Annotated in this window: 22 protein-coding genes; 5 read left to right on the top strand and 17 right to left on the bottom strand. The window is 59.4% G+C overall.

The window, feature by feature from the left end; translation table 11 throughout:
• A complete protein-coding gene (locus KUV52_RS00875) occupies positions 1–351 on the top strand; it encodes a P-II family nitrogen regulator (RefSeq protein WP_222524054.1) in 351 nt (116 codons plus the stop codon).
• The gene (locus KUV52_RS00870; protein WP_222524053.1) at positions 348–740 is read left to right on the top strand and encodes a CBS domain-containing protein; all 393 of its coding nucleotides are present in this window, start codon (positions 348–350) and stop codon (positions 738–740) included. Before KUV52_RS00875 ends, KUV52_RS00870 begins: the two co-directional genes overlap by 4 nt.
• Before the next feature lie 152 nt (positions 741–892).
• Here the strand turns inward: KUV52_RS00870 and pta are convergent, their stop codons facing one another.
• Entirely contained in the window at positions 893–3,028 is a 2,136-nt protein-coding gene (pta, locus tag KUV52_RS00865) for a phosphate acetyltransferase (protein ID WP_222524052.1), read from the bottom strand.
• 63 nt (positions 3,029–3,091) lie between these two features.
• Entirely contained in the window at positions 3,092–4,282 is a 1,191-nt protein-coding gene (locus KUV52_RS00860; protein ID WP_222524051.1) for an acetate kinase, read from the bottom strand.
• Between the two features lie 268 nt (positions 4,283–4,550).
• Between KUV52_RS00860 and yfbV the strand changes: the two genes are divergently transcribed.
• Complete coding sequence (gene yfbV, locus KUV52_RS00855) at positions 4,551–4,988, top strand: terminus macrodomain insulation protein YfbV (protein WP_222524050.1); 438 nt, start codon at positions 4,551–4,553, stop codon at positions 4,986–4,988.
• Positions 4,989–5,464: 476 nt separating this feature from the next.
• On the opposite strand, the gene KUV52_RS00850 is transcribed toward yfbV, so the two are convergent.
• The 3 genes from KUV52_RS00850 to pflB all read right to left on the bottom strand — a co-directional run bounded on the left by KUV52_RS00850 (position 5,465) and on the right by pflB (position 9,328).
• The gene (locus KUV52_RS00850; RefSeq protein WP_222524049.1) at positions 5,465–6,097 is read right to left on the bottom strand and encodes an energy-coupling factor ABC transporter permease; all 633 of its coding nucleotides are present in this window, start codon (positions 6,095–6,097) and stop codon (positions 5,465–5,467) included.
• A gap of 128 nt (positions 6,098–6,225) precedes the next feature.
• Entirely contained in the window at positions 6,226–6,966 is a 741-nt protein-coding gene (pflA, locus tag KUV52_RS00845) for a pyruvate formate lyase 1-activating protein (RefSeq protein WP_222524048.1), read from the bottom strand.
• A 79-nt stretch (positions 6,967–7,045) separates the two neighbouring features.
• Entirely contained in the window at positions 7,046–9,328 is a 2,283-nt protein-coding gene (gene pflB / locus KUV52_RS00840; protein WP_222524047.1) for a formate C-acetyltransferase, read from the bottom strand.
• Positions 9,329–10,040: 712 nt separating this feature from the next.
• Here pflB and KUV52_RS00835 point away from each other — a divergent pair.
• Together KUV52_RS00835 and panF are read left to right on the top strand one after the other, a co-directional pair.
• Positions 10,041–10,250, top strand: a complete 210-nt coding sequence (locus KUV52_RS00835; RefSeq protein WP_222524046.1) for a hypothetical protein — start codon at positions 10,041–10,043, stop codon at positions 10,248–10,250.
• Positions 10,243–11,658 carry a sodium/pantothenate symporter gene (gene panF, locus KUV52_RS00830; RefSeq protein ID WP_222524045.1) on the top strand — a complete coding sequence of 472 codons (1,416 nt, stop codon included), beginning with the start codon at positions 10,243–10,245 and terminating at the stop codon, positions 11,656–11,658. Before KUV52_RS00835 ends, panF begins: the two co-directional genes overlap by 8 nt.
• Positions 11,659–11,724: 66 nt before the next feature.
• Here the strand turns inward: panF and KUV52_RS00825 are convergent, their stop codons facing one another.
• From KUV52_RS00825 to aroF, 12 genes are all read right to left on the bottom strand, one after another.
• A complete protein-coding gene (locus tag KUV52_RS00825) occupies positions 11,725–12,054 on the bottom strand; it encodes a hypothetical protein (protein ID WP_222524044.1) in 330 nt (109 codons plus the stop codon).
• A gap of 413 nt (positions 12,055–12,467) precedes the next feature.
• Entirely contained in the window at positions 12,468–13,274 is an 807-nt protein-coding gene (xthA, locus tag KUV52_RS00820; protein WP_222524043.1) for an exodeoxyribonuclease III, read from the bottom strand.
• Positions 13,274–13,573, bottom strand: a complete 300-nt coding sequence (locus tag KUV52_RS00815; RefSeq protein WP_222524042.1) for a YciI family protein — start codon at positions 13,571–13,573, stop codon at positions 13,274–13,276. The genes xthA and KUV52_RS00815 overlap by 1 nt, the downstream gene beginning before the upstream one ends.
• A 106-nt stretch (positions 13,574–13,679) precedes the next feature.
• The gene (locus KUV52_RS00810) at positions 13,680–14,906 is read right to left on the bottom strand and encodes an OFA family MFS transporter (protein WP_222524041.1); all 1,227 of its coding nucleotides are present in this window, start codon (positions 14,904–14,906) and stop codon (positions 13,680–13,682) included.
• Positions 14,907–15,145: 239 nt separating this feature from the next.
• Complete coding sequence (locus KUV52_RS00805) at positions 15,146–15,688, bottom strand: septation protein A (RefSeq protein ID WP_222524040.1); 543 nt, start codon at positions 15,686–15,688, stop codon at positions 15,146–15,148.
• Positions 15,689–15,860: 172 nt separating this feature from the next.
• A complete protein-coding gene (gene trpA / locus KUV52_RS00800; protein ID WP_222524039.1) occupies positions 15,861–16,664 on the bottom strand; it encodes a tryptophan synthase subunit alpha in 804 nt (267 codons plus the stop codon).
• Complete coding sequence (trpB, locus tag KUV52_RS00795; protein WP_222524038.1) at positions 16,661–17,848, bottom strand: tryptophan synthase subunit beta; 1,188 nt, start codon at positions 17,846–17,848, stop codon at positions 16,661–16,663. Before trpB ends, trpA begins: the two co-directional genes overlap by 4 nt.
• Before the next feature lie 27 nt (positions 17,849–17,875).
• Positions 17,876–19,252, bottom strand: a complete 1,377-nt coding sequence (gene trpCF / locus KUV52_RS00790; protein WP_222524037.1) for a bifunctional indole-3-glycerol-phosphate synthase TrpC/phosphoribosylanthranilate isomerase TrpF — start codon at positions 19,250–19,252, stop codon at positions 17,876–17,878.
• Positions 19,249–20,265: an anthranilate phosphoribosyltransferase gene (gene trpD / locus KUV52_RS00785; protein ID WP_222524036.1), complete on the bottom strand. Its 1,017-nt coding sequence runs from the start codon at positions 20,263–20,265 to the stop codon at positions 19,249–19,251. The genes trpCF and trpD overlap by 4 nt, the downstream gene beginning before the upstream one ends.
• A complete protein-coding gene (locus KUV52_RS00780) occupies positions 20,259–20,852 on the bottom strand; it encodes an aminodeoxychorismate/anthranilate synthase component II (RefSeq protein ID WP_222524071.1) in 594 nt (197 codons plus the stop codon). Before KUV52_RS00780 ends, trpD begins: the two co-directional genes overlap by 7 nt.
• The gene (locus KUV52_RS00775) at positions 20,852–22,408 is read right to left on the bottom strand and encodes an anthranilate synthase component 1 (protein ID WP_222524035.1); all 1,557 of its coding nucleotides are present in this window, start codon (positions 22,406–22,408) and stop codon (positions 20,852–20,854) included. The genes KUV52_RS00780 and KUV52_RS00775 overlap by 1 nt, the downstream gene beginning before the upstream one ends.
• Entirely contained in the window at positions 22,405–23,418 is a 1,014-nt protein-coding gene (aroF, locus tag KUV52_RS00770; RefSeq protein WP_222524034.1) for a 3-deoxy-7-phosphoheptulonate synthase, read from the bottom strand. Before aroF ends, KUV52_RS00775 begins: the two co-directional genes overlap by 4 nt.
• Between the last annotated feature and the right edge of the window lie 207 nt (positions 23,419–23,625).

Below are 23,625 nucleotides of genomic sequence, written 5' to 3'. Positions count from 1 at the left end.
ATGCGCTTCAAACTCATTATCGCCTTTGTGGACGACCGCCAGTCACAGACTCTGGTGGATGCGGCCCGTCAGGCCGGCGCCACCGGGGTGACGCTGATCAACCACGCCCGGGGTGAGGGGCTGAAGCCCCGTAAAACCTTCTTTGGCCTTAACCTGGAGCTGCAGCGGGATGTGCTGCTGTTCGTGGTGGAGGAGCATATGGCCCGGAAGATTCTGGAAACCATCGCTGAAGTGGGAGAGTTTGACCACACGCCGGGTACCGGGATCGCCCTGCAACTGGATGTGGAAGATGTAGTGGGCGTTGCCCACCAGATAGAGACTCTGAGCGACAAACTGGAGGATCAGCTATGAGCAAGCCGAAAGTCACCGTGCGTCAGGTGATGAGCGAGCGCTTTGTGGCGCTAGAAGGGATCTGTACCGTTGCTGAGGGGGTCGCCAAACTGCGCGAGGCCCATGCTGATGCGCTGATCATCAATAAACGGGATGAGACTGATGAGTATGGCTTGGTGTTGCTGTCAGATATCGGCAAACAGGTGGTGGCTCGGGATCGGGCGGCGGACAGAGTGAACCTGTATGAAGTGATGAGTAAGCCTGTGGTGTCCGTGTCGCCAAATATGGACATTCGCTACTGTGCGCGGCTGTTCGAGCGTTTCTCGATCAATCAAGCTCCGGTTCAGGAACACGGCGCCATTATTGGCTTGGTCACCTATCGAGATTTGGTGCTGAGAGGATTAGAGTAGGTTATCCACAAAAACTGTGGACAAGCCTGTTAAAAGTGCGCCCCATAATTCATAAGTTCCTATTTTATTAGGGAATTTTAAAGGGGTCAGTTTTCCGTCAGCCGCCAATAAAAAAGCCCGCCTAATGGCGGGCTTTTTGCTGTCCGACGGGATCAGGCGTTGGCCTGAATCGCGGTCAGGGCGATGGTGTAGACGATGTCTTCCACCAGAGCGCCACGGGACAGGTCGTTCACCGGCTTGCGCATGCCCTGCAGCATCGGACCGATGGAGATCAGGTCTGCAGAACGCTGTACCGCTTTGTAAGTGGTGTTACCGGTGTTCAGGTCCGGGAACACGAACACGGTGGCTTTACCGGCTACCGGGCTGTTCGGCGCCTTGGAAGCGGCAACATTCGGCATAACGGCAGCGTCGTACTGCAGCGGGCCGTCGATCACCAGGTCAGGACGCTTCTCCTGAGCGATGCGAGTGGCTTCACGCACCTTCTCTACATCCGCACCTGCGCCGGAGCTGCCGGTGGAGTAGGAGATCATCGCAACGCGCGGCTCAATGCCGAAGGCCTTGGCGGAGTCAGCGGACTGGATGGCGATCTCAGCCAGTTGCTCAGCGTTCGGATCCGGGTTGATGGCGCAGTCGCCGTAAACCAGAACCTGGTCAGGCAGCAGCATAAAGAACACGGAAGAGACCAGAGAGGAGCCCGGAGCGGTCTTGATCAGCTGCAGCGGCGGACGGATGGTGTTGGCAGTGGTGTGTACGGCACCGGATACCAGACCATCCACTTCGTCCTGAGCCAGCATCATGGTGCCCAGAACAACGGTGTCCTGCAGTTGCTCACGAGCCACAACTTCAGTCAGGCCTTTGCCCTTACGCATTTCCACCATCGGGGCGACGTAGTTTTCGATTACGTCGGCCGGGTTCACGATCTCGATGCCTTCGCCCAGGGTCACGCCCTGCTGCTCAGCCACACGACGGATCTCTTCCGGGTTGCCCAGCAGCACGCAGTTGGCGATGCCACGTTCGGCACAGATGGCAGCGGCCTTAACGGTACGCGGCTCATCACCTTCCGGCAGCACAACGCGCTTAGCGGCCTGGCGGGCCAGTTCGGTCAGCTGGTAACGGAAGGCCGGCGGGCTCAAGCGACGCTCACGAGTGGAGTTGTCAGACAGGCTCTCTACGAACTTACGGTCGATGTGAGAGGCCACGAAGTTCTGAACTTCCTCAATGCGCTCCATATCATCCAGCGGTACTTCATGGTTGAAGTTCTGGATGTTCAGTGCGGTTTGCCAGGTGTTGGTGTCCACCACCAGTACCGGCAGGCCGGTGTCAAACGCTTGCTGACACAGACGGGAAACGCGCTCGTCCAGCTCGTAGCCACCGGTCAGAAGCAGGGCACCCAGCTTCATGCCGTTCATGGCTGCCAGACACACGGAAACGACAACGTCTTCACGGTCCGCGGAGGTCACCAGCAGAGAGTCGGCCTGCAGGTGGCCAATCATGTTCGGGATAGAGCGGGCACAGAAGCTGACGCGACGCAGGCGACGGGTGTGCATGTCACCGGCGTTAACCAGGCGGGCACCCAGGTGCTTGGCCAGGTCGGAAGCTCGGGGAGACACCAGACCCAGGTTGTAGGGGATGGCACCCAGGATCGGCACAGGGCTGTTGGCGGACAGCTGGAACATTTCAGCCTGGCTGCCACGTACCACACCTTCGTGTTCAAATACTTCGGACAGGTCAGGGCGGGCACGGCCGCGCTCATCAACCGGTGCGCCAATCTTGTTCACGATGGCGCCCAGGATGCGCTTGTTGTCCTTGCCGCCGAAGTTGTTCACAGCCACTTCCAGACGGTTCTGAACCTGAGCGGCGGTGTCCGCACCCGGGTTGATAACCAGAACGATGTCAGCGTCCAGCGCTTTGGCGATGTTGGCGTTCAGGGTGTTGGCAAAGGGGTGGGTGCGGGTCGGTACCAGACCTTCCACGACCATCACTTCGGTTTCCGCTTCCACCGGCTTAACGGCAGCCACGATCTCTTCCAGCAGCACATCGGTGTCACCGGCGCTGATCACCTTCTCCGCGAACTCCATGGCGATCGGCTCAGGCGGATTGATGGTCGGAGAGGTGCTCAGGATGGTGGTGGAGCGCTCGGGACCGGTATCACCGGGGCGCTGCTGTGCGATGGGCTTGAAGAAGTTCACTTTCACGCCCTGACGCTCCAGTGCGCGTACCATACCCATGCTGACAGAGGTCAGGCCGACTCCAGTACCTACCGGAACCAACATAATTGAACGAGACATATGCTTCCTCGCAAAACAATGAATTCGGGCCCCGCAACAGCGGAGCCCGAGGATTCGAGAGTATTAGATCAGGGCCAGCGCGTCGGAGGCGATGACAAACTCTTCGTTGGTGGGGATCACCATGGCCAGCGGGCTGCCGTCTTTGGTGATGATGCCCTCGTTGCCGAAGCGGGCAGCGGCGTTTTTCTCGTCGTCCGCTTCGTAGCCGAAGATGGCCAGGTGCTCCAGAACCTTCTTACGGATCAGGTCGGAGTTTTCACCGATGCCGCCGGTAAAGATGATGGCGTCAACGCGCTTCAGCGGTACGGTGTAGGAGGCTACGTACTTGGCCAGGCGGTAGCAGAACACTTCCAGAGCCAGGGTGCAGCCTTTCTGGCCGTCGGCGTAACCTTCTTCGATGCCACGGCAGTCGTTGGTTACTTCGGACAGACCCAGCAGACCGGACTGCTTGTTCAGCATGTTGTTCACCTCTTCCAGGGTGTAGCCCAGGTTGTCTACCAGGTGGAAGATGATGGCCGGATCCAGGTCGCCGGAGCGGGTGCCCATTACGATGCCTTCCAGCGGGGTCAGACCCATGGAGGTATCAACAGACTTACCGCCACGAACGGCAGTTACAGAACCACCGTTGCCCAGGTGGCAGGTGATCACGTTGGTTTCGTCGATCTCCTGGCCCAGCGCTTTGGCGGCTTCGCGGGAAACGTACAGGTGGCTGGTGCCGTGCATGCCATAGCGACGGATGCCGTGCTCGCGGTACAGTTTCTGCGGAATGGCGTAGGAGTAGGCTTCAGCCGGCATGGTCTGGTGGAAAGCGGTGTCGAACACAGCAACCTGAGGCAGACCAGTGAAAGAGGCTTGAGCGGCGCGAATGCCGATCAGAGCGGCAGGGTTGTGCAGCGGGGCCAGAGAGGCACACTCTTCGATACCGTGAACCACTTCATCGGTGATCAGCATGGAGCGGGTATACTTCTCGCCGCCGTGTACCACACGGTGACCAACAGCAACCAGCTGCTCGGCCAGTTCCGGCTTCTTAGCCAGAATGGTGTTGACCATGAAATCCAGGGCTTCGCGGTGGGCAGCGCCGGCGCCCAGATCCGCTTGGTCCTTGTTACCGTCCAGTTTCCACTTGATGCGGGCGTCTACCAGGTTAAAACACTCGGCCAGACCGGAAAGATGCTCGTCACCAGTTTGGGCATCAATGACAGCGAATTTCAGAGAGGAACTGCCACAGTTGAGAACCAGTACAAGTTTGCTCATTTTATCAACACCTAAGCATGAGATTGTGGGTGACCAGTACGCTCTAAGAGACCGGTCGCCCTTGGAATCCTGACAAAGTTTACAGTATAGCCGGGGCCTCATTACGGGCCGTGTCACGAACTGACGATCCGTTGCGACCGTGTCGCTTTGTCAAGTTGTCCGGCTAGGTCTGACCATTTTACCCAATTACACAGCCGGTTGAATTGTGCTACCGTCAGGTAGATGGTTGAACTGTGACTGGTATCACTAACTGATTGGTAATAAGCCGATGAAGTGGATGACTCGACTGCGTCAAGGCAGTGGCTATATGAAGATTTGGCCATTAAACCGAGCCTTGGCAGCCTATTTTCCCGAATACCGGGTGATCCGTGCGACGCGCATGGCCATCACCTGGATGCCTGTTGTGGCCGGGGTAAGTTTGACCGTGCAACTTGCCCAATTGGGTGCAGAAATATTGCCTTTGGCCATGGCCCAGGCGGCGCTGATATTGAGTCTGCCTTTGCAGGGGCTGTATTGGCTCGGTTGGCGTTCTGAGCAACCCCTGCCCGCGCCGCTTTTGCATTGGTGTGGTGAAGTAAGAGAAAAATTGGTGGCTGCCGGTTGCGATGTCGCGCCGCTTGCGCCACATTCAACTTATCGGCACATGGCGAGTCTGTTAGACCGAGCGTACAAACGCCTCGACACCGCCTTTTGGCGTGAACTTTAAGGCCGCCGTGCCGTGACTGAGCGCCGCCCCAGATGGGCGGCGTTTCTTTTTGTTTATTGCAGACTTTCCGTGGAGCCTCTGGCTGTTAGCGTTAAGGTGATTCTGCTGCCTTTGCCGGGAGCGGCCCGGCGGCCGCCAAAAGGGCTTTGCCCCTCTGGGCTCCCCTTTGCCTCCGGCGCGGCGAATACCCCTCGCTCCCTCTCCTTCCCATTTCAGCTCTGGCCAGACTCGCTTCCATGCTCGGCTGGCCACTCGGGCCTTCCCTGGCCCTCGGCTTCATTCCCAGTCGCTACCGCTCGGCGCCGCGAGGGTGGACGGCTGTCGCCGTGGCAACTCGTTGGCAGCCCGCCTAAGAGTTTCGGATGTAAGACCAAAAATACATAGTAGAAGCCGTTTGCCTGGCACGAATTACATTGAGAAATCCGCTTTTGTAAACTCACTCGCTACTAGTGTACTGAAAGCGTTTCTTTTGGTCGTTATTTGGGACCGGTCAGATATTCCCGCTCATTCCAGGTGGCCAGCCAGTCCGGTTTGTAGACCACCATCATGGTGGTGGAGAAGCCGTTGAGCATCGCTTCCGGGAAGATGAACAGCGGGATCAGAATCAGATAGTTGTCCATCACCAGCGTCCAGTCGTATTGAGTGCTGTACCACAGCCCCAGCCCGCTGGTGCGGACAACAAAGGTGAGAACACCGTTAAAGAAGGCGCCGACAAAGACGTAGATCCAGAGGTTACGGGGCAGCAGGTTGTGACAGAGCGTGAGCCAGCCAAAACTGGTTAGTACCGGCAGTGCGACCCCCAGCCAGAACAGCCCAGCGGCATTGTGCCACTCATCCACCCCGAGTATCAGCAGGGCGCCTTGCGCCAATGAGGCCAGCACCAGGGCGCTGCGCCAGCCAAACATCAGGGTCATTACCGTCAGGCCGAGAAAGTGCAGGTCCAGCCCCTCGTAGATGCCAGCGCGGATGCGCCACAGAGCCAGTAAGGCCAGCGCGCAGAGAGCAGCCAGATTCAGATAACGACGGTCACGCCAGCGCTGTGCCAGCGCGCTCGATTTCAGAGCCCACAAAAAAAGAAGCAGAAAGCCGAGGCAGAGCAGGAGGTTCAAAAGCTCGTCCAGGTTGAGACAATGTGAATATCCCTATTGTCGCTTGTGAAACCGGGTCTGGAAAGGGCAGGGCGGAAGTTCGCGATGGTGTAAAAAGAAAACGCCAGCGAAGGCTGGCGTTTGATGGTTCAGTAGACGGCATTCAGGCCGTGGGCGACGAAAATCGCCTTGAGACGCTCCATGGTCTCTGTCGGCGGAGGCTTTACGCCATCCAGCGGGTAGGTTTCGCCAAGCGCTTCCCACTTGTGCTTGCCCAGTTCGTGGTAGGGCAGCATTTCCACTTTCTCGACGTTTTTCATCGGTGCCAAAAATTGAGCCAGTTGCTCCGCGGAGGCATCGTCGTCGGTAAAGCCGGGGACCACCACGTAACGGATCCAGGTTTTCTGGCCCCGTTTGGCCAGGTGCTGGGCAAACTCCAGCGGACGTTTATTGGATACGCCCACCAGGTTTTGGTGAATGGTGTCGTCCATCTGTTTGATGTCCAGCATCACCAGGTCGGTAACGTCCAGCAACTCATCCACCACCGGAGTGTACTTGCGGATCAGGCCATTGGTGTCCAGACAGGTGTGGATACCCTCCGCCTTACAGGCGGTGAACCACTCCTTGACGAACTCCATCTGCAGAACCGCTTCGCCACCGCTGGCGGTAACGCCGCCACCGCTGGCCTCAAAAAAGTGACGGTAGCTGATCACCTGGTCCATCAGTTGGGACACGGTGACCTCTTTGCCGCCTTCCAGATCCCAGGTATCGCGGTTGTGGCAATACTGGCAGCGCATCAGGCAGCCCTGCATAAAGGCGATAAAGCGGATACCCGGGCCGTCAACGGTGCCACAGGTTTCCCAGGAATGTACGCGTCCGATGACGCCCATAATCCTCTCCCACTCAAAAAAGAAAAGGGCCCGCCGCGAGTGCGGGCAGGCCCCTAGTTTAGCGTGAGACGCCCGGTGCTTACATGGACTGAGTGAAAGTCCGGGTAATCACGTCTTGCTGCTGCTCAGGAGTCAGCGCGTTGAAGCGTACGGCGTAGCCAGACACACGGATGGTCAGCTGCGGGTACTTCTCAGGGTGCTTCACGGCGTCTTCCAGCATGTCACGGTTCATCACGTTCACGTTCAGGTGCTGACCACCTTCGCGGGACTCGGTGTGCTTGAAGTAACCGTCCATCAGGGCAGCCAGGTTGGCGCGACGACCCATCTCATCCTTACCCAGCGCACCCGGTACGATGGAGAAGGTGTAGGAGATACCGTCCTTCGCGTGGGCAAACGGCAGTTTGGCCACGGAGGTCAGGGACGCAACAGCACCAGACTCGTCACGGCCGTGCATCGGGTTGGCACCCGGAGCAAACGGCTGACCAGCGCGACGGCCGTCCGGAGTGTTACCGGTCTTCTTGCCGTATACCACGTTGGAGGTGATGGTCAGTACGGACTGAGTCGGAACCGCATTACGGTAGGTCTTCAGAGAACGGATCTTGTTCATGAAGCTTTCAACCAGCTCGCAAGCGATGTCGTCTACGCGCGGGTCGTTGTTACCGAACTTCGGATAGTCGCCTTCGATGTCGAAGTCTACGGCGATGCCGTTTTCGTCACGAACCGGCTTAACTTTGCCGTACTTGATGGCAGCCAGGGAGTCAGCGGTGATGGACAGACCTGCGATACCACACGCCATGGTACGAGTAACATCACGATCGTGCAGCGCCATCAGGGCCGCTTCGTAGCTGTACTTGTCGTGCATGTAGTGGATGGTGTTCAGGGCAGTCACGTACTGCTTGGCCAGCCAGTCCATAAAGGTGTCCAGCTTGGCGTAAACGGTATCGAAATCCAGAACGTCATCGGTGATCGGAGTGTCTTTCGGGCCGACCTGGGCTTTGGACTTCTCGTCCACACCGCCGTTGATTGCGTACAGCAGGGTTTTGGCCAGGTTGGCACGGGCACCGAAGAACTGCATGTGCTTACCGATGATCATCGGGGATACACAGCAAGCGATACCGTAGTCGTCAGACGCGAAGTCAGGACGCATCAGGTCATCGTTTTCGTACTGGATGGAGGAGGTGTCGATGGACACTTTGGCGCAGTAGCGCTTGAAGCCATCCGGCAGTTGCTCAGACCACAGAACAGTGATGTTCGGCTCCGGAGACGGACCCATGGTGTACTGGGTGTTCAGGAAGCGGAAAGAGGTCTTGGTTACCAGAGGACGACCGTCCAGGCCCATACCACCAACGGACTCAGTGGCCCAGATGGGGTCGCCGGAGAACAGCTCATCGTACTCAGGGGTACGCAGGAAGCGAACCATACGCAGCTTCATTACGAAGTGGTCAACCATCTCCTGAGCTTGCTCTTCGGTGATAACACCGGCTTGCAGATCACGCTCAACGTAGACGTCCAGGAAGGAGGACACACGACCCAGAGACATGGCAGCGCCGTTCTGGGACTTCACTGCAGCCAGGTAGCCGAAGTAGGTCCACTGAATCGCTTCCTGAGCGTTCTTGGCAGGGCCGGAGATGTCGAAGCCGTACTTGGCGGCCATGGTCTTCATTTGACCCAGGGCGCGGTGCTGCTCGGCGATCTCTTCACGCAGACGGATTACGTCTTCCAGGTTTACGCCGTTTTCCATGTCCGCTTGCAGGGAGTGGAATTGGGCCAGCTTGTCCTTCATCAGGAAGTCGATGCCGTACAGGGCAACACGACGGTAGTCACCGATGATACGGCCACGGCCGTAGGCATCCGGCAGACCGGTCAGAACACCGGACTTACGGCAAGCCAGGATCTCCGGGGTGTATACATCGAACACACCGGCGTTGTGAGTTTTGCGGTACTCGGAGTAGATCTTGGAGATCTGCGGGTCCAGCTCGCGGTTGTACGCTTTGCAGGAACCTTCCACCATGCGGATGCCGCCATTGGGGATGATGGCGCGCTTCAGCGGGGCGTCAGTCTGCAGACCAACGATGGTCTCCAGATCTTTGTTGATGTAGCCCGCATCGTGTGCGGTGATGGTGGAAACCAGGTCGGTATCAAAGTCCACCGGGGCGTGGGTGCTGTTTTCCACGCGGATGCCTTCCATCACCTTGTCCCACAAGGCGTCGGTGGCTTTAGTGGCACCAGCCAGGAAGGACTCGTCACCCTCGTAAGGGGTGTAGTTCTTCTGGATAAAGTCCCGTACGTTGACTTCAGTTTTCCAGTCGCCGGCGGCAAAGCCGTTCCAGGCTTGGGCAAACAGTTCGGTGTTATCAGTCATGACAGTTACCTTCACGTTAGGATCCGAAATAATTCGGTTGTGGCCGCAATGTGCGGCCGGAAAGGGTCATGTCCAGGCCAGAAGCGGCCAGGGCAAAGCGCGCGCTCCGCAGTGCGGAGAACGGGAAAGTCGAGAAGAGGTGTCCGGCGACGGAGAAAGGAGCCCGTAAAACGGCACAACGCGGCCCGGCCAGGGTGGCCAGAGCGGAAAACCGAGAATGATGCAAACGGGTCTTTTGGGTCATGGAACCAGGTCCGTCGTCGCCAAAGTGCATTCGTTAGCGAAGTATATCGCCGCTGTGGGTATGGTGCGTGTTCCGTCGCACTGTTGTCGCCACGCTCATCAGGGAGCGTCGTTTCCTGGCCACCAAGAGACTGAATTCTCAGCTGTTCAATTGGTCATACCAAATAACATGGTTAGAGCGTAACACAGGGCACAAATGCTGTATTGCGGGCGGTGGTGAAATTGCAAACAGGTCAGCATTTCCATGAAAACTGTGACGGGACTCATGCAATGCCGGGGGTTGCAGTGATCGTGATCGCCATTTGGAACAGGGTTTGAACGCCCTTACCCCAAATTTGCACTCTGTGAACACTCGAGCCCTCTAATGGTAATACCAATTTACTGCCGAGTGCAAAATGTTGGCAATTTGCGACGGATTGCTTAGGATCGTCCCCCCATTTCCCATTGGCAACTCGATGGACCCGTTCCGATGATGGATAACAAGCTGGCCAGTAGGCTGACACTGGCGGCATTGAGCCTCACACTGCTCTATTTTGTCTTATGGCTCTGTGGCCCCCTGTTCTTTTCAGGTTCCGGCCTCTGGCTCGGCCTTCCCCTGTGGTTCTGGCTCTCCTGTGTTGCGGCACCGCTGGTGCTGCTAATTCTGCTGTTTGTCTGGTTGGGAGGCACTCGTGGGTGACCTCTCACTGTTGATCCCGATTCTGCTCTACCTGGTGATCACTCTGGTGATTGCCCGGGTCGCGGCGGCGCGTCAGGCCAGCAATGGTGGCTTTACCCAACGCTACTTCCTGGGAGGCCAGTTTATGGGTGGAACCCTGCTGGCATTGGCTTTGGTGACCACCTACACCAGCGCGTCCTCCTTTATTGGTGGCCCCGGCGCCGCTTACAAGTTCGGTTTGGGCTGGGTACTGCTGGCGATGGTCCAGGTGCCTGTCGCCCTGCTGACGCTCGGTGTGCTGGGGCCCAAACTGTGGCGTCTGGCGAAAGAGAGTGGGGCGGTCACCATTCTGGATGTGCTGGAGCAGCGCTATCGCAGCCCGACTCTGTTGTGGCTGGCGGGCATCAGCCTGCTGGCGGCCTTTGTCGGGATGGTGGTGGTGCAGTTCACCGGTGGGGCACGGCTGCTGTCGGTGATGACCGGTGTGGACTACCGCCTGGCACTGGCGATCTTTGTTGGCACCGTTCTTATCTATACCCTCTGGGGCGGATTCCGTGCCGTCAGTTACACCGATGCCCTGCAGGGGCTGGTGATGATCTTCGGCATGATCGCCCTCTTTATCGGCCTGCTGATTAAGGGCGGTGGCATGGAGAACCTGACCACCACGCTTGCGGCGCAGGATCCCGGATTGCTGCAGCCACATGGTCCCGATGAATTTCTCTCCTGGCCGTTCCTGATGTCCTTCTGGGTGCTGGTCTGCCTCGGCACACTGGGGCTGCCTCACACGGTGCTGCGTACCATGGCAGTTAAGGATATGGGGGCGCTGCGACGGGCGATGATTCTGGGCACCGCCGTCTCCTCTGTGGTGATTCTGCTTCCCCATCTGAGTGGGGTATTGGGACGCGCGCTGTTGCCGGACCTGGCCAGTCCCGACGAGGTGATGCCGACCCTGATGGTGACCCTGTTCCCCCCCATGGTGGCGGGCCTGCTGCTGGCGGCGCCGATGGCGGCAGTGATGTCTTCCGTGGACTCCATGCTGCTTCAGGCGGGTTCCACCCTGGTTCGCGATATGGTGCAGCGTCAGCGTCCTCTGACCGAAGGCGCACAAAAGGCGCTGAGCTACTCCTCGACCGTTGGCCTGACGTTGCTTTGCGGGGTCTTAGCGCTGGATCCGCCGGATATGATTGTGTGGCTGAACCTGGCCTCGCTGGGCGCGCTTCAGGTGGTGTTCCTCTGGCCTTTGGTCCTCGGTCTGTTCTGGTCACGCGCGGATGCCCGTGGAGCTATTCTGTCGATGCTCACCGGCCTGGCACTGTTCCTTTACTGGACCACCGCAGGGGTTAAACCCCTCGGACTGCACGCCATTGTGCCGTCACTGGCGCTCAGTGGCGTGGTGTTTGTGTTGTTCTCGCTGCGTCGGCGTGCTTGAGCGCTGACTTCCGGTAATAAAAAAAGCAGGCCCATCGGCCTGCTTTTTGTTTGTACTGTGCGTGACTTAGTGCATCAGTGATTCGAGACGGTCGCGGATCTCCCGTCCGCGCTCAGTCAGGAAGGCGCGCTTGATGCGGTAGTCCTGCTCATCCACACGAAGTTCCACCAGTCCCAGTCCATTGCGGCCGGAGTGAACCCGGTCAGAGAGCAATCGGGCATTGCGGCTGGCGCTGGCCTGGGACATTTCGAAACGCTCCTGCAACTCCTTGATGGAGCAACCCTCTTCCTGACATACCTGCATAAACATCAGACAAGTCTGGGGCGGAATTTCGCTGTACACCTCGCGGAAAATTTCCACACACTGCATGATCTTGTTCAATTGAGCGTGACTCATAATTATCTTTTTCCTTTGCTCAATGGATAAAAAGGGCCCAAGAAGGTCGTGAACCTGATTGCGGCCTAAGCAGGGCGCCACCAGACGGGAGATATTGATATCAGTAGCGCCTGCATCCTACCAGCGACAGCAAGGCAAAATATGATCCGGCGCACAGACAACCGAGACGGGACTCTTTTGTTGATCTGAAACTTACAGAAACGTCTGATTTGATGTTAAAAAAAGTCGAGTTCTGCTGTAAGTCGGTGGTGGTTACGATGAATATGTTGAGGTTTTTGGGCGTTTCTTATGCAGGCATCACGCGCAAGTGATGGGGCAGCAGGGAGATGGGGCCCCGCAGACTGTCATTCAATTTCAGGCTGGAGCGATTTGGCGTAAGAAAGTAACACGGGCTGCCGAAGCAGCCCGTGTCATTAACGGATGGTGGTCCAGATGGGAGCGTGGTCCGACGGCTTCTCGATACCGCGTAACTCGTAATCCACTCCGGATTCCACCAGGCGACCGGTCAGCGGTGCCGAGGTGAGAATCACATCGATACGGAGCCCTCGATTGTCATCGAAGCCCCGGGAGCGGTAATCAAACCAGCTGTACGTTTGTGACTCTTCCGGGTTCAGGTGACGGAAGCTGTCCGTCAGGCCCCAGTTCAGCAGAGTCGCGAGCCACTCCCGCTCCTCCGGCAGGAAGGAGCATTTACCGGTTTTCAGCCAACGCTTAGCGTTCACTTCGCCGATACCGATGTCCAGATCGGTGGGGCTGATGTTGATGTCGCCCATCACCACGACCTGTTCATCCGCCTGGCGGTCTGATGACAGGTGAGTCATCAGGTCCGCATAGAAGCGGCGCTTGGCGGGGAACTTGGTTTCGTGGTCACGGTTCTCCCCCTGGGGGAAATAGCCGTTAAGCACATGCACCGGCTGCCCATCGCCATCCTCGACGGTGACCATGATCATCCGTCGCTGGGCTTCGTCGTCGTCCGTAGCAAACCCTTTCTGAACGGCCAGTGGCTTCTGTTTGGTCAACATCGCCACCCCGTAATGGGCTTTCTGGCCGTGGTACGCCACGTGGTAACCCATCGCTTCCACCGCTTCCAGCGGGAACTGGGGATCATCAACCTTGGTTTCCTGGAGACCAATCACATCCGGCTGGTGCTTCTCAATCAGCGCTTCCAGTTGATGGAGGCGCGCTCTCAATCCGTTGATGTTGAAAGAGACAAATTTCATTAGCCGAACACTTTCTTAAAGGGTTTGATGACGGATTTCTTGTACACGCCAGCGTCGATATAGGGATCTGCTGCAGCCCAGGCTTCTGCCGCCTCAAGGGAGTCGAACTGAGCCACCACCAGAGAGCCGGTGAATCCCGCCGCGCCGGGGTCTTCGCTGTCAACGGCAGGGAAGGGGCCTGCGGTCAGCAGACGGCCTTCATCCTGAAGCTGCTGCAGGCGGGCGAGGTGAGCGGGGCGTGCGCCCAGGCGTTTTTCCAGGCTGTTTTCCACGTCGGTGGAGCAGATCATATACCACATGATGTTGTTTCCTGTTGGCTTGAGTGCGGATGACCTTACCATGGCGGAACCACGGCTCCAAGGCACAAAAAAGCCCGCCATTGGCGGGCTTTTTTCGAAGCGGGGATCAGGCGGTGGCCACAGTGGCTTCCGCGCTTTCCACTTCGTTCTTCACCGGCTTGATCACCACGGCCAGGATGGCGGCAACGGCCAGCATCACGGCGGATACGGTGTAGGCGATGGCGTAAGAGCCATAGGCGCCCGCCACGTAGCCAGCGATAACCGGACCGATGAAACCAGCAACACCCCAGGAGGTGTAGAGCACACCGAAGTTGGAGCCGTAGTTCTTCAGGCCGTAGTAGTCGGCGGTGATGGAGGGGAATACGGACAGCAGTGCGCCGTAGCCGATGCCCGCCAGTGCGGCACCCAGTACAAAGCCCCACTCGGTGGTCAGGGTCGGGAACAGCAGCATGTTACCGGCCTGGATCAGGAACACCAGCAGCAGGGTCTGGCTGCGGCCGAGCTTGTCGGACAGGATGCCCATCACGATGCGGCCAGCGGTGTTGAAGATGGCCAGTACCACAACCAGGAACGCCGCGTTGGTCAGGTTACCCTGCAGGGCAGCGATGCTGGTGATGTTGCCGATCAGCATCAGGCCCGCGGAAGCGGCGAAGCAGAACATCACCCACAGCATATAGAACTGCGGGGTTTTCAGCATCTGGCGCCAGCTCATGTCGGCGTTGGCGGTGGCTTTGGCTTTGCCATCCAGATTCGCCGGAGCGGCCGGAGTGTAACCTGCAGGCGGGTTTACGATGGTGAACGCCAGGGGAACGGCGATCAGCAGAGCGCCCGCGCCCAGGAACAGGAAGGCGTTGTTAATGCCAAACTGTTCAATCAGTTTGGTGGTCAGCGGCGCCAGGTAGAGCGGAGCCATACCGAAACCACCCGCGATAAGACCATTCACCAGGCCCTTCTTGGAGGGGTGGAACCACTTCATGGCAGAGGGGCTCAGACAGGCGTAACCGAAGCCGATACCCGCACCCACCAGTACGCCGAAGGTCAGAACCAGCATCAGCGGGGTGGTGGCGAAAGAGGAGAGCAGCAGGCCAACAGCGACCATGGAGCAGCCCAGGATCACCATACGGCGCGGACCCATGCGGTCCTGCAGTACACCGGACACCAGCAGGCTGGAAGCGAACACCATCACGGCGACAGAGTAAGGCATACCGGCGTCAACGCTGGACCAGCCCAGCTCGGTTTGCAGCGCTTTGGAAAAGATACTCCAGGCGTACAGTACGCCCATGACAAGGTTGATGCAGACACCTGCAAGCAGGATCTTTACAGCACGATTCATCGGGTTACTCGCTGAGCCCAGGATCGACACGGAAACGGGCTTGGGTTAATGGTCAAACCAATATTTCGGGTCGCGTACTATAAAGAGCCGGGGCGGGGGGAACCAGAGAGGCGCTCAAGCCCGGTGAGGTTTTTTCGTGTTTTGGTGAGGGGATCGTCTTTTTAATATACGACGCGTGATCCTGATCACGGAGGTGGGGCGGGCCAGGAAAAGAAAACGGCCCCGAAGGGCCGTTCGCATCATTTGGAGGACTGGTCCTCTTTGGGCAGATGCTTATAGAGGTAGGCGATGGTGGCGACAATGAACGCCAGAGTCATCCCCATCAGGCCAAACACCTTGAAATTCACCCAGGTTTCCTGGGGCAGGTTAAAGGCGATATAGAGGTTGAGGCCGGAGCAGAACAGGAAGAACACCGCCCAGGCGTAACTTAAACTGGTCCAGATCCTGTCGGGCAGGGTGATCTCCTTGCCCAGCATCGATTTGATCACCGGTTTACCCATCCACTGACTGATCAGAATGGCGGCAGTAAACAGGCCATAAACGATGGTGACCTTCCATTTGATAAAGGCGTCGTCGTGGAACAGCACGGTGGCGCCACCAAACACCAGCAGCAAGCCGAAGGTGACCAGGTGCATCTTCTCCACCTTGCGATAGAGGGCGTACATCAGGCCCAGCTGCACCGCAGTGGCCACAACAATGGCGCCGGTAGCCGCAAAGATGCCGTAAAACTTGTAGACCGCGAAAAACACCAGCAGTGGCAGGAAATCGATAAGTTGCTTCATTCTTTATCTATGTCGGTGGAGAACCTAATGGCGTGAGTGTACTCAAGCCTGCGGGATTTGTCTGTGACGATGACCGTTGTGGCATTGGTCAACAGGTGAGGGAGAAAGGTTCCATACAACAACGCCACGCGTCCCCCTTGGGAGACGCGTGGCGTTTTCTCTGGACGAAGCGTTATCGGGTGGCCGCTTTCATCTTCTGCACAAACTCGGTCAGTTCCGCCACCAGCGTTGGCAGATGATGGTGGTGCTCGGCAATCCGCTTCACCACAGCAGAGCCGGAGATTGCGCCCGCGGCTCCGGCCACAATGGCGGTTTTCACCTGCTCGGGTTCGGCGATGCCGAAGCCCAGTACTGCCGGCGGCGCGTTATGGCGCTTCAGGCTGTCCAGCAGGTGATCCACCGGCATGCCAGCAGCGGTTTCCGTGCCGGTTACCCCAGCGCGGGAGAGCAGGTAGGTGTACCCTTCGCCCGCCTCGGCCACCGCTTTCAACGTCGCTTCGTCGGCATTGGGTGGCGCGATAAAGATGGGGGCGACACCGGCGGCTTTTGCTGCGGCAATAAAGGGGCCCGCTTCCTGCACCGGCACATCGGCCACCAGTACGGAATCCACCCCAACCTCTGCGCAGCGGCGGTAGAAGGTGTCCAGGCCCGGCGAAAATACCAGGTTGGCGTACACCAGCAAGCCTATGGGGAGATCCGGGTGACGCGCCCGGATGGTGGCCAGCATCTCGAAGCAGTGGTTCGGCGTAGTGCCCGCGTTCAGAGCCCGGATGTTGGCCTCCTGAATGGTCGGGCCGTCAGCAGCGGGATCGGAGAATGGGAAGCCCAGTTCCAGTGCATCCGCGCCACCGGCAATCAGCGCTTCGATAATGGCCAGGCTGTCGCCGGGGTTGGGGTCACCCAGGGTCACAAAGGGAACAAAGGCGCCTTCGCCGCGGGCGTTCAATGTATCAAAGAGGCGTTGGTAGCGGCTCATAGCTTGCCTTCCTTCTCCAGAATGTCGTGTACGGTAAAGATGTCTTTGTCGCCCCGGCCGGACAGGTTCACCACCAGCAGGGTCTCTTCGGTGGCCGCTTCCGCCATCTTATAGGCGTGGGCCAGAGCGTGGGCGGATTCCAGTGCGGGGATGATCCCTTCACAGCGCGCCAGACGCTGAAACGCCTCAAGGGCTTCATTGTCGGTGATGGAGGGGTACTGCGCGCGGCCGATGGCGGCGAGGTGTGCGTGCTGCGGACCGACAGAGGGGAAGTCCAGGCCAGCGGAGACGGAATAGGATTCCTCAATCTGGCCGTGTTCGTTCTGCATCAACGGCGCTTTCATGCCGAAGAAGATCCCCAGCTTGCCGTGAGCCAGCGGCGCGCCGTGCTCGCCGGTTTCAATGCCGTGCCCGGCGGGCTCAACACCAATCAGATCGACATCCTGCTCCTCGATAAAGTCAGCGAACATGCCGATGGCGTTGGAGCCGCCGCCGACACAGGCGATCACCGCATCCGGCAGACGGCCTTCCTTTTCCAGGATCTGGGCCTTGGTCTCCTCCCCGATCATGCGCTGGAACTCGCGCACAATGGTGGGGAAGGGGTGAGGGCCAGCGGCGGTGCCGAGCAGATAGTGGGCCTTGTCGTAGTTGGCGCTCCAGTCACGCAACGCCTCGTTACAGGCGTCTTTCAGGGTGGCCGAGCCGGAGTGCACCGGAATCACTTCTGCCCCCATCAGGCGCATGCGGAAGACGTTGGGGCTCTGACGCTCCACATCCTTGGCGCCCATGTAAACCCGGCACTTCAGGCCCAGCAGGGCACAGGCCAGCGCGCTGGCAACGCCGTGCTGGCCAGCACCAGTCTCCGCGATGATTTCGTTTTTGCCCATCCGCTTGGCCAGCAGAGCCTGACCCAGTACCTGGTTGGTCTTGTGGGCGCCGCCGTGCAGCAGGTCTTCCCGCTTGAGATAGATCTTCACCAGTGGGTTGGGGCTGAAGTTGCGGGTCAGGGTCAGCGCGGTCGGGCGACCGGCATACTCTTTCAACAGGTCGGTAAACTCCCGCTGAAAATCCGGGTCCTGTTGAGCCTCGACGAAGGCGGCTTCGAGCTGGTTCAGCGCCGGAACCAGGATCTGCGACACGTACTGGCCGCCGAATTCACCGAAGTAGGGGTTGAGAATGGTCATGATGCTCTCTCTGTTATTGTGCCCGGCTCAGTACTGACGTACCGCAGTCAGACAGGTCGTGATCTTGTTGCTGTTCTTGATGCCCGGGGCGTCTTCAACGCCGGAGTTGATGTCCAGCCCATAGAAGCCTGCGTTGGCGGCATCCTCAATGTTGTCGGGGCCCAGACCGCCCGCCAGCATGGCGTCGGCACGTTCGCCGCCCACCAGACTCCAGTCGAAGGTGAGCCCGGTGCCGCCAAATTGATTGCCATTGGCGCTGTCATAAAGGATGCGGTCGGCATTGCTGACGGCGTTGCTGGCATCCGGTTTCACCGCTTTCCAAATCTGTGTATTACCGAGCTGTGGTCGCAGCTCGTTGATGTAGGCGTCATCCTCACTGCCATGCAGTTGAACCGCATGCAGTGCCAGAGCGTTGGCCAGTTCGGCCACCCGCTGCGGTGCTTCGTTGACAAAGACACCGATAAACTGAAGCGGGGCTGCATCGCATACCGCTTTCGCCTGCTCCTGGGAGACGCAGCGGGGGGACTTGGCCGCAAAGATCAGGCCGCCATAGCTGGCACCCGCCGCAGCGACCGCTTTAGCATCCTCCGGACGAGTCAGCCCACACACCTTGATGGGACCGTAGATCAGGCGACGGCAGGCCAGATCAACGTCCGCTTGTTCCGTCAGGCTTGAGCCCACCAGAAATGCGTCAGCGTGAGGGGCCAGTCGACGCACCTGAGCGTGGGTGTAGATGCCGGATTCGCTGATCACCACCCGGTCTGCCGGCGCTTGCCCAGCCAGACGTTCGGTGGTGGCCAGATCGATGGAAAGGTCCCGCAGGTCCCGGTTGTTGATGCCGATGATGCTGGCCCCCAGTGCGATGGCACGCTCCATCTCCGGCGCGTTGCTGACCTCGGTCAGAATATCCAGCCCCAGCAACTCGGCTTCGGCGGCCAGTTCGCGATAGAGCTCGTCATCCAGTACCGAAAGCATCAGCAGCGCGGCATCGGCACCCAGATGACGGGCCAGACGCAACTGGCGAGGGTCGATGATGAAGTCTTTGCACAATACCGGCACCGAGACCGCCTCACGAACCGCCCGCAGATACTCAAAGTCGCCCTGGAAAAACTGCTCATCGGTCAGCACCGAGATGGCCGCAGCGTAGCGGTCATACACTTTGCCGATGGCGACCGGGTCAAAGTCGGCCCGGATCAGCCCCTTGGAGGGACTGGCCTTTTTGCATTCAAGAATAAAGCCGGTGGGGCCGGACCTCAGCGCGTCGAACAGGCTGCGCTCAGAGGGCGCCGCCCGGGTGTTGAGCAGATCGCCGTAGCGTTCCGCGAGTGCTGCAATCTGTGCCGGCTTGGTGGCGACGATTTTATCCAGCACCGTGTCAGTCTGTTTTACTCCGGCAAGGCTCATTGGCTGGCCTCCGCAAACTCACGCAGCAGTGCCAGACCTTTGCCGCTGTCTAGGGTGGCCAGCGCCAGTTGAGTGCCCGCCTTGATGGTGTCGGCCTGACCCGAGAGGTAGAGCGCGGCGCCCGCGTTCACCGCCACAGCAGCACGCTGTGCCGGAGTGCCGCCGCCGCCCAGTAGCGCTTCGGAGATCGCTTTGTTCTCCTCCGGCTCGCCACCGCGGATGTCGGCAAGTTCGTAGCGCTCTACGCCAAGATCCGCCGGGGTGTAGCGCTGCTCAACCAGTTCGCCGTCCTTCAGCTCAACCGCCAGGGTGTCGCCGTGGATTGCCAGTTCATCCAGGCCGGAACCGTGCACCACCAGTGCCCGCTCCACACCCAGCGAGTGCAGCACCTCAGCGATGGGGCGCACCAGCGCCGCATCGTACACCCCCAGCAGCATGCGGTTGGGGTGGGCCGGGTTGATGAGGGGACCCAGCAGGTTAAACAGGGTACGGGTTTTCATCACCTGACGAACCGGCACGGCATGGCGCATGCCAGCATGGTAGTGCGGCGCAAATAGGAAGGTGACGCCGAGTTGGTCGAGACATTGAGCGGACTGCTCCGGGCTCATGGTGAGGTTGACGCCGAACTGGGTCAGCAGGTCGGACGCACCGGATTTGGAGGAGACGCTGCGGCTGCCGTGTTTGGCCACCTTGGCACCCGCGGCCGCCGCAACAAAGGTGGCGGTGGTGGAGATGTTGATGGTGTTGGCGCCATCGCCGCCGGTGCCGACGATGTCAATCAGATCGCCCTGCGGACGGGGAAACGGCTTGGCCGCGGCACGCAGCGCTTCGGCGGCGCCGGTGATCTCTTCAATACTTTCGCCGCGAAGCTTCATGGCGGTCAGGACACAGGCCAGTTCCACATCGCTGATCTGGCCGGTGACCACGTAGCCAAACAGGGTTTTGGCCTGCTCACGGCTGAGCGGCTGGCCATCAAACAGTTGGGCCATCATTTTCTGGGTCGGGGTCAGCATAGGGGGCGATCCTCGGTCAAAAGCAAAAGGGTGTGGCTGAGCAGGGCAGCGCCATGCTCGGTCAGAATCGATTCCGGGTGGAACTGGTAGCCGACGGCGCGGTGCTCCGGATGCACTACGGCCATGGTCATGCCGTCCACCTCGGCGGGAACGTGCAGGCAATCGGGGATCACCTGGCCTACCAAAGAGTGATATCGGGCGACGCTGAGCGGATTCGGCAGACCCTCAAACAGGCTGGAGCCATCATGGCGCATGGCACTGGCCTTGCCGTGCATCACCTGTTCAGCGCGACCCACCTTGCCACCGTAGTGTTCAATCAGTGCCTGATGGCCCAGGCAGATCCCCAGAATCGGCAATTTGCCAGCCAGCTTATCCAGTAGCGCCATCATACAGCCGGCCTCATGGGGCGCGCCGGGACCTGGGGAGAGCACCAGCACGCCGGCCTCCTCCTGGCTTAGCAGTTTCTCCGCCAGCCGTTCAGCGTCGATGTCGTTTCGATAGACGGTCACCGGGTGGCCGTTGGCGCGAAACTGGTCCACCAGGTTCCAGGTAAAGGAGTCGAAGTTATCCAGCAGGGTGACCGGGATCATGCTTCACCTCCAATGGCGCGCAGAACCGCCTGGGCTTTGTTTCGGGTTTCATCCGCTTCGGACTGGGGGTCGGAGTCATACACCACACCGGCACCCGCCTGAACGTGGGCGATGCCGTCCGCCACCAGTGCGGAGCGGATCACGATGCAGGTGTCCATATCACCCCGGCCATTGAGGTAACCCACCGCACCGCCGTAGCTGCCCCGGCGCTCACCCTCTGCCAGTCGCAACAGTTGGGCGGCCTTCACCTTGGGGGCGCCGGTCAGGGTGCCCATGTTCATGCAGGCCTGGTAGGCGTGCAGCGCATCCAGATCGTCACGCAGCTGGCCGGTCACCCGGGACACCAGATGCATCACGTGGCTGTAGCGGTCGACTTTCAGCAGGTCAGCGACCTTGCGGGTACCCGGCTGGCTGATGCGAGCCACGTCGTTGCGGGCCAGATCCACCAGCATCAGATGCTCTGACAGCTCCTTCTGATCCTGGCGCAGACCCAGCTCGATACGGCTGTCCAGATCGTGGTCGATGCTGCCATCGGCCTTTTTGCCCCGCTTGCGGGTTCCGGCGATGGGGTAGATCTCCACCTGGTTGGTCAGACGGTCATATTTCAGGGCACTTTCCGGGGAGGCGCCAAACAGGGTGAAGTCGGCGGCGCGCATAAAGAACATGTAGGGGCTGGGGTTGAGCTGACGCAGACGGCCATAGGCGGCGAGGGGAGAGGGGCAGGGCAGGGAGAACCGTCGGGCGGGGACCACCTGGAAGATGTCACCGGCGCGAACGTGTTCCTTGAGATCCTCGACAATGGCGCAGTATGCCTCGTCGCTCTGGTTCACCGCCACCGGCTCCGCTGTTGGTGTGTCCTGAGGGAGGGGATCCAGTGCCTGCTCAAGGCGGTTTACCAGGGCCGCCAGTCGCTGTCGCTTATCGTTGGCCAGGGCATCCGCTTTGTCACCGCCAAACACCGCACCAATCAGGCGCGCGGTGCGGGCCTGGTGATCCAGCACCAGTGCGGTTTCGGAAAGGTAGAACAGGAAGTCCGGACAGGTGTTGGCGCCTTCGGCCACAGCGGGCAGCGGCTCAACACTGGCGACCAGGTCAAAAGCGAAGCTGCCGGCCAGCAGAATCGATTCCGCCAGTGCGTCGTCGGACTGGATGGCTTGTTGCACTGTGCGCAATACCGTCAGCGGAGAGGGGGCTTTCAGCCGGGTGTCCTCATCCAGACCGGAGGGCAACTCGGGGATCGTCACTGCCAGGGCGGAGTCAGTCAGTACCGGGCTGAACTGAGCAAGTTGCTCTGCGAGAAAGGGCAGCAGTTGCTCGCCATTGACCGACAGCGCGGTCAGGGTCACGGAGCGGCCGATGCAGCGCAGCTCAATAGCAGCGTCGATCAGCAGCAGGCTTTTCAGGTCGGCCTTGGAGTCGATCTCAGCGGATTCCAGCAGCAGGGTGTGGGGGCGCTCGCCACACAGGGCCTGGAACACTTGGGCTGGCTCGCTGTGGTAGCGGGCTGCGGTGGTCAGTGTGCGGGCCTGGCCCGCCAACAGCGTCTGGCTCATAAGGTTTTTCCTGCCGCTTCAACAAAGGGGCGCAAGCCGGTGATCAGGTCTGCAAACTGTTCCGCATTCAGCGCCTGATGTCCATCGGACAAGGCCTCGGCAGGGTTCAGGTGGGTTTCGACAATGATGCCATCTGCGCCGACCGCAGCGCTCGCGTAGGAGAGGGGGGCGATCAGTTCGCGGACACCGGTACCGTGGCTGGGGTCCACCAGAACCGGAAGATGGGTTTTGCGTTTCAGGTAGGCGACAGCGTTCAGGTCCAGGGTGTTGCGGGTGGCGGTCTCAAAGGTGCGGATCCCGCGTTCACAGAGAATGACGTTGGGGTTGCCCGCATTTACGATGTACTCGGCGGCCAGAAGCAACTCCTCGATGGTGGCGCTCATGCCCCGCTTCAGCAGGATGGGAAGGCCCAGTTTCCCCACCGCTTCAAGCAGACGGAAGTTCTGCATGTTGCGTGCACCCACCTGCAGACAGTCGACGTATTGGGCCATCAGTTCCGCATCTGCCGCATCCACCACTTCGGAAACGGTAGGCAGGCCGGTTTTGGCATTGGCCTCTTTCAGCAACTTCAGGCCCTCTTCCCCCAATCCCTGAAAACTGTAGGGGCTGGTGCGGGGCTTAAAGGCACCGCCGCGCAGTGCCGCAACGGGATGCTGCTGAATCATCTCCGCGACACCCAGCAGTTGCTCCCGGGATTCTACGCCGCAAGGCCCAGCGATAACGGTGAAGCGCCCGCCGCCCACCAGATGCTGGCCCAGCATCACATGGCTGTCGACCGGGTTGAGCTCGCGGGACACCAGCTTGTATTTGGACAGAATCGGCTTGATCTCATCCACTCTCGGGTCACTGTCGAGATGCAGGGATTGCAGGACGCGCTCATCGCCGATGGCGCCCAGAACCGTGCGCTCCACACCCGGCATATAGAGTGGCTTCAACCCGGTGGACTCAATTTTCTGAACCAGTTGCTTGGCATCCTGTTCGCTGACGCCGGGTTTCAAGATGATGATCATGCTTCGTATTCCCCAGATATGAAAAAACCCGCTTTCGGTTGTCGAAAGCGGGTTTAAAGATTCGGTGTCTTTTCTTTAGGTACAGCTCAACGTACCCCCGCTATGTTCGGGAGTGCCACCACCATGCGATGTTGTTGAACTGACGGATAAACATGCCGTGTAAACCTGTACCAGAAAATTGACGTTTTAACTTTACACCGGAAGGCT

Source organism: Ferrimonas balearica (genome assembly GCF_019802055.1).
Classification (GTDB): Bacteria; Pseudomonadota; Gammaproteobacteria; order Enterobacterales; family Shewanellaceae; genus Ferrimonas; species Ferrimonas balearica_A.
Note: the sequence above shows the minus strand (reverse complement) of the source record. Positions and strands in the feature narration are given on the sequence as shown.

What these genes read in the sequence shown, in the direction of transcription:
- KUV52_RS00875 (WP_222524054.1), top strand. Translation starts at nt 1, where the DNA reads ATGCGCTTCAAACTCATTATCGCCTTTGTGGACGACCGCCAGTCACAG.
- KUV52_RS00870 (WP_222524053.1), top strand. Translation starts at nt 348, where the DNA reads ATGAGCAAGCCGAAAGTCACCGTGCGTCAGGTGATGAGCGAGCGCTTT.
- pta (WP_222524052.1), bottom strand. Translation starts at nt 3,028, where the DNA reads ATGTCTCGTTCAATTATGTTGGTTCCGGTAGGTACTGGAGTCGGCCTG.
- KUV52_RS00860 (WP_222524051.1), bottom strand. Translation starts at nt 4,282, where the DNA reads ATGAGCAAACTTGTACTGGTTCTCAACTGTGGCAGTTCCTCTCTGAAA.
- yfbV (WP_222524050.1), top strand. Translation starts at nt 4,551, where the DNA reads ATGAAGTGGATGACTCGACTGCGTCAAGGCAGTGGCTATATGAAGATT.
- pflA (WP_222524048.1), bottom strand. Translation starts at nt 6,966, where the DNA reads ATGGGCGTCATCGGACGCGTACATTCCTGGGAAACCTGTGGCACCGTT.
- pflB (WP_222524047.1), bottom strand. Translation starts at nt 9,328, where the DNA reads ATGACTGATAACACCGAACTGTTTGCCCAAGCCTGGAACGGCTTTGCC.
- KUV52_RS00835 (WP_222524046.1), top strand. Translation starts at nt 10,041, where the DNA reads ATGATGGATAACAAGCTGGCCAGTAGGCTGACACTGGCGGCATTGAGC.
- KUV52_RS00825 (WP_222524044.1), bottom strand. Translation starts at nt 12,054, where the DNA reads ATGAGTCACGCTCAATTGAACAAGATCATGCAGTGTGTGGAAATTTTC.
- xthA (WP_222524043.1), bottom strand. Translation starts at nt 13,274, where the DNA reads ATGAAATTTGTCTCTTTCAACATCAACGGATTGAGAGCGCGCCTCCAT.
- KUV52_RS00815 (WP_222524042.1), bottom strand. Translation starts at nt 13,573, where the DNA reads ATGTGGTATATGATCTGCTCCACCGACGTGGAAAACAGCCTGGAAAAA.
- KUV52_RS00810 (WP_222524041.1), bottom strand. Translation starts at nt 14,906, where the DNA reads ATGAATCGTGCTGTAAAGATCCTGCTTGCAGGTGTCTGCATCAACCTT.
- KUV52_RS00805 (WP_222524040.1), bottom strand. Translation starts at nt 15,688, where the DNA reads ATGAAGCAACTTATCGATTTCCTGCCACTGCTGGTGTTTTTCGCGGTC.
- trpA (WP_222524039.1), bottom strand. Translation starts at nt 16,664, where the DNA reads ATGAGCCGCTACCAACGCCTCTTTGATACATTGAACGCCCGCGGCGAA.
- trpB (WP_222524038.1), bottom strand. Translation starts at nt 17,848, where the DNA reads ATGACCATTCTCAACCCCTACTTCGGTGAATTCGGCGGCCAGTACGTG.
- trpCF (WP_222524037.1), bottom strand. Translation starts at nt 19,252, where the DNA reads ATGAGCCTTGCCGGAGTAAAACAGACTGACACGGTGCTGGATAAAATC.
- trpD (WP_222524036.1), bottom strand. Translation starts at nt 20,265, where the DNA reads ATGCTGACCCCGACCCAGAAAATGATGGCCCAACTGTTTGATGGCCAG.
- KUV52_RS00775 (WP_222524035.1), bottom strand. Translation starts at nt 22,408, where the DNA reads ATGAGCCAGACGCTGTTGGCGGGCCAGGCCCGCACACTGACCACCGCA.
- aroF (WP_222524034.1), bottom strand. Translation starts at nt 23,418, where the DNA reads ATGATCATCATCTTGAAACCCGGCGTCAGCGAACAGGATGCCAAGCAA.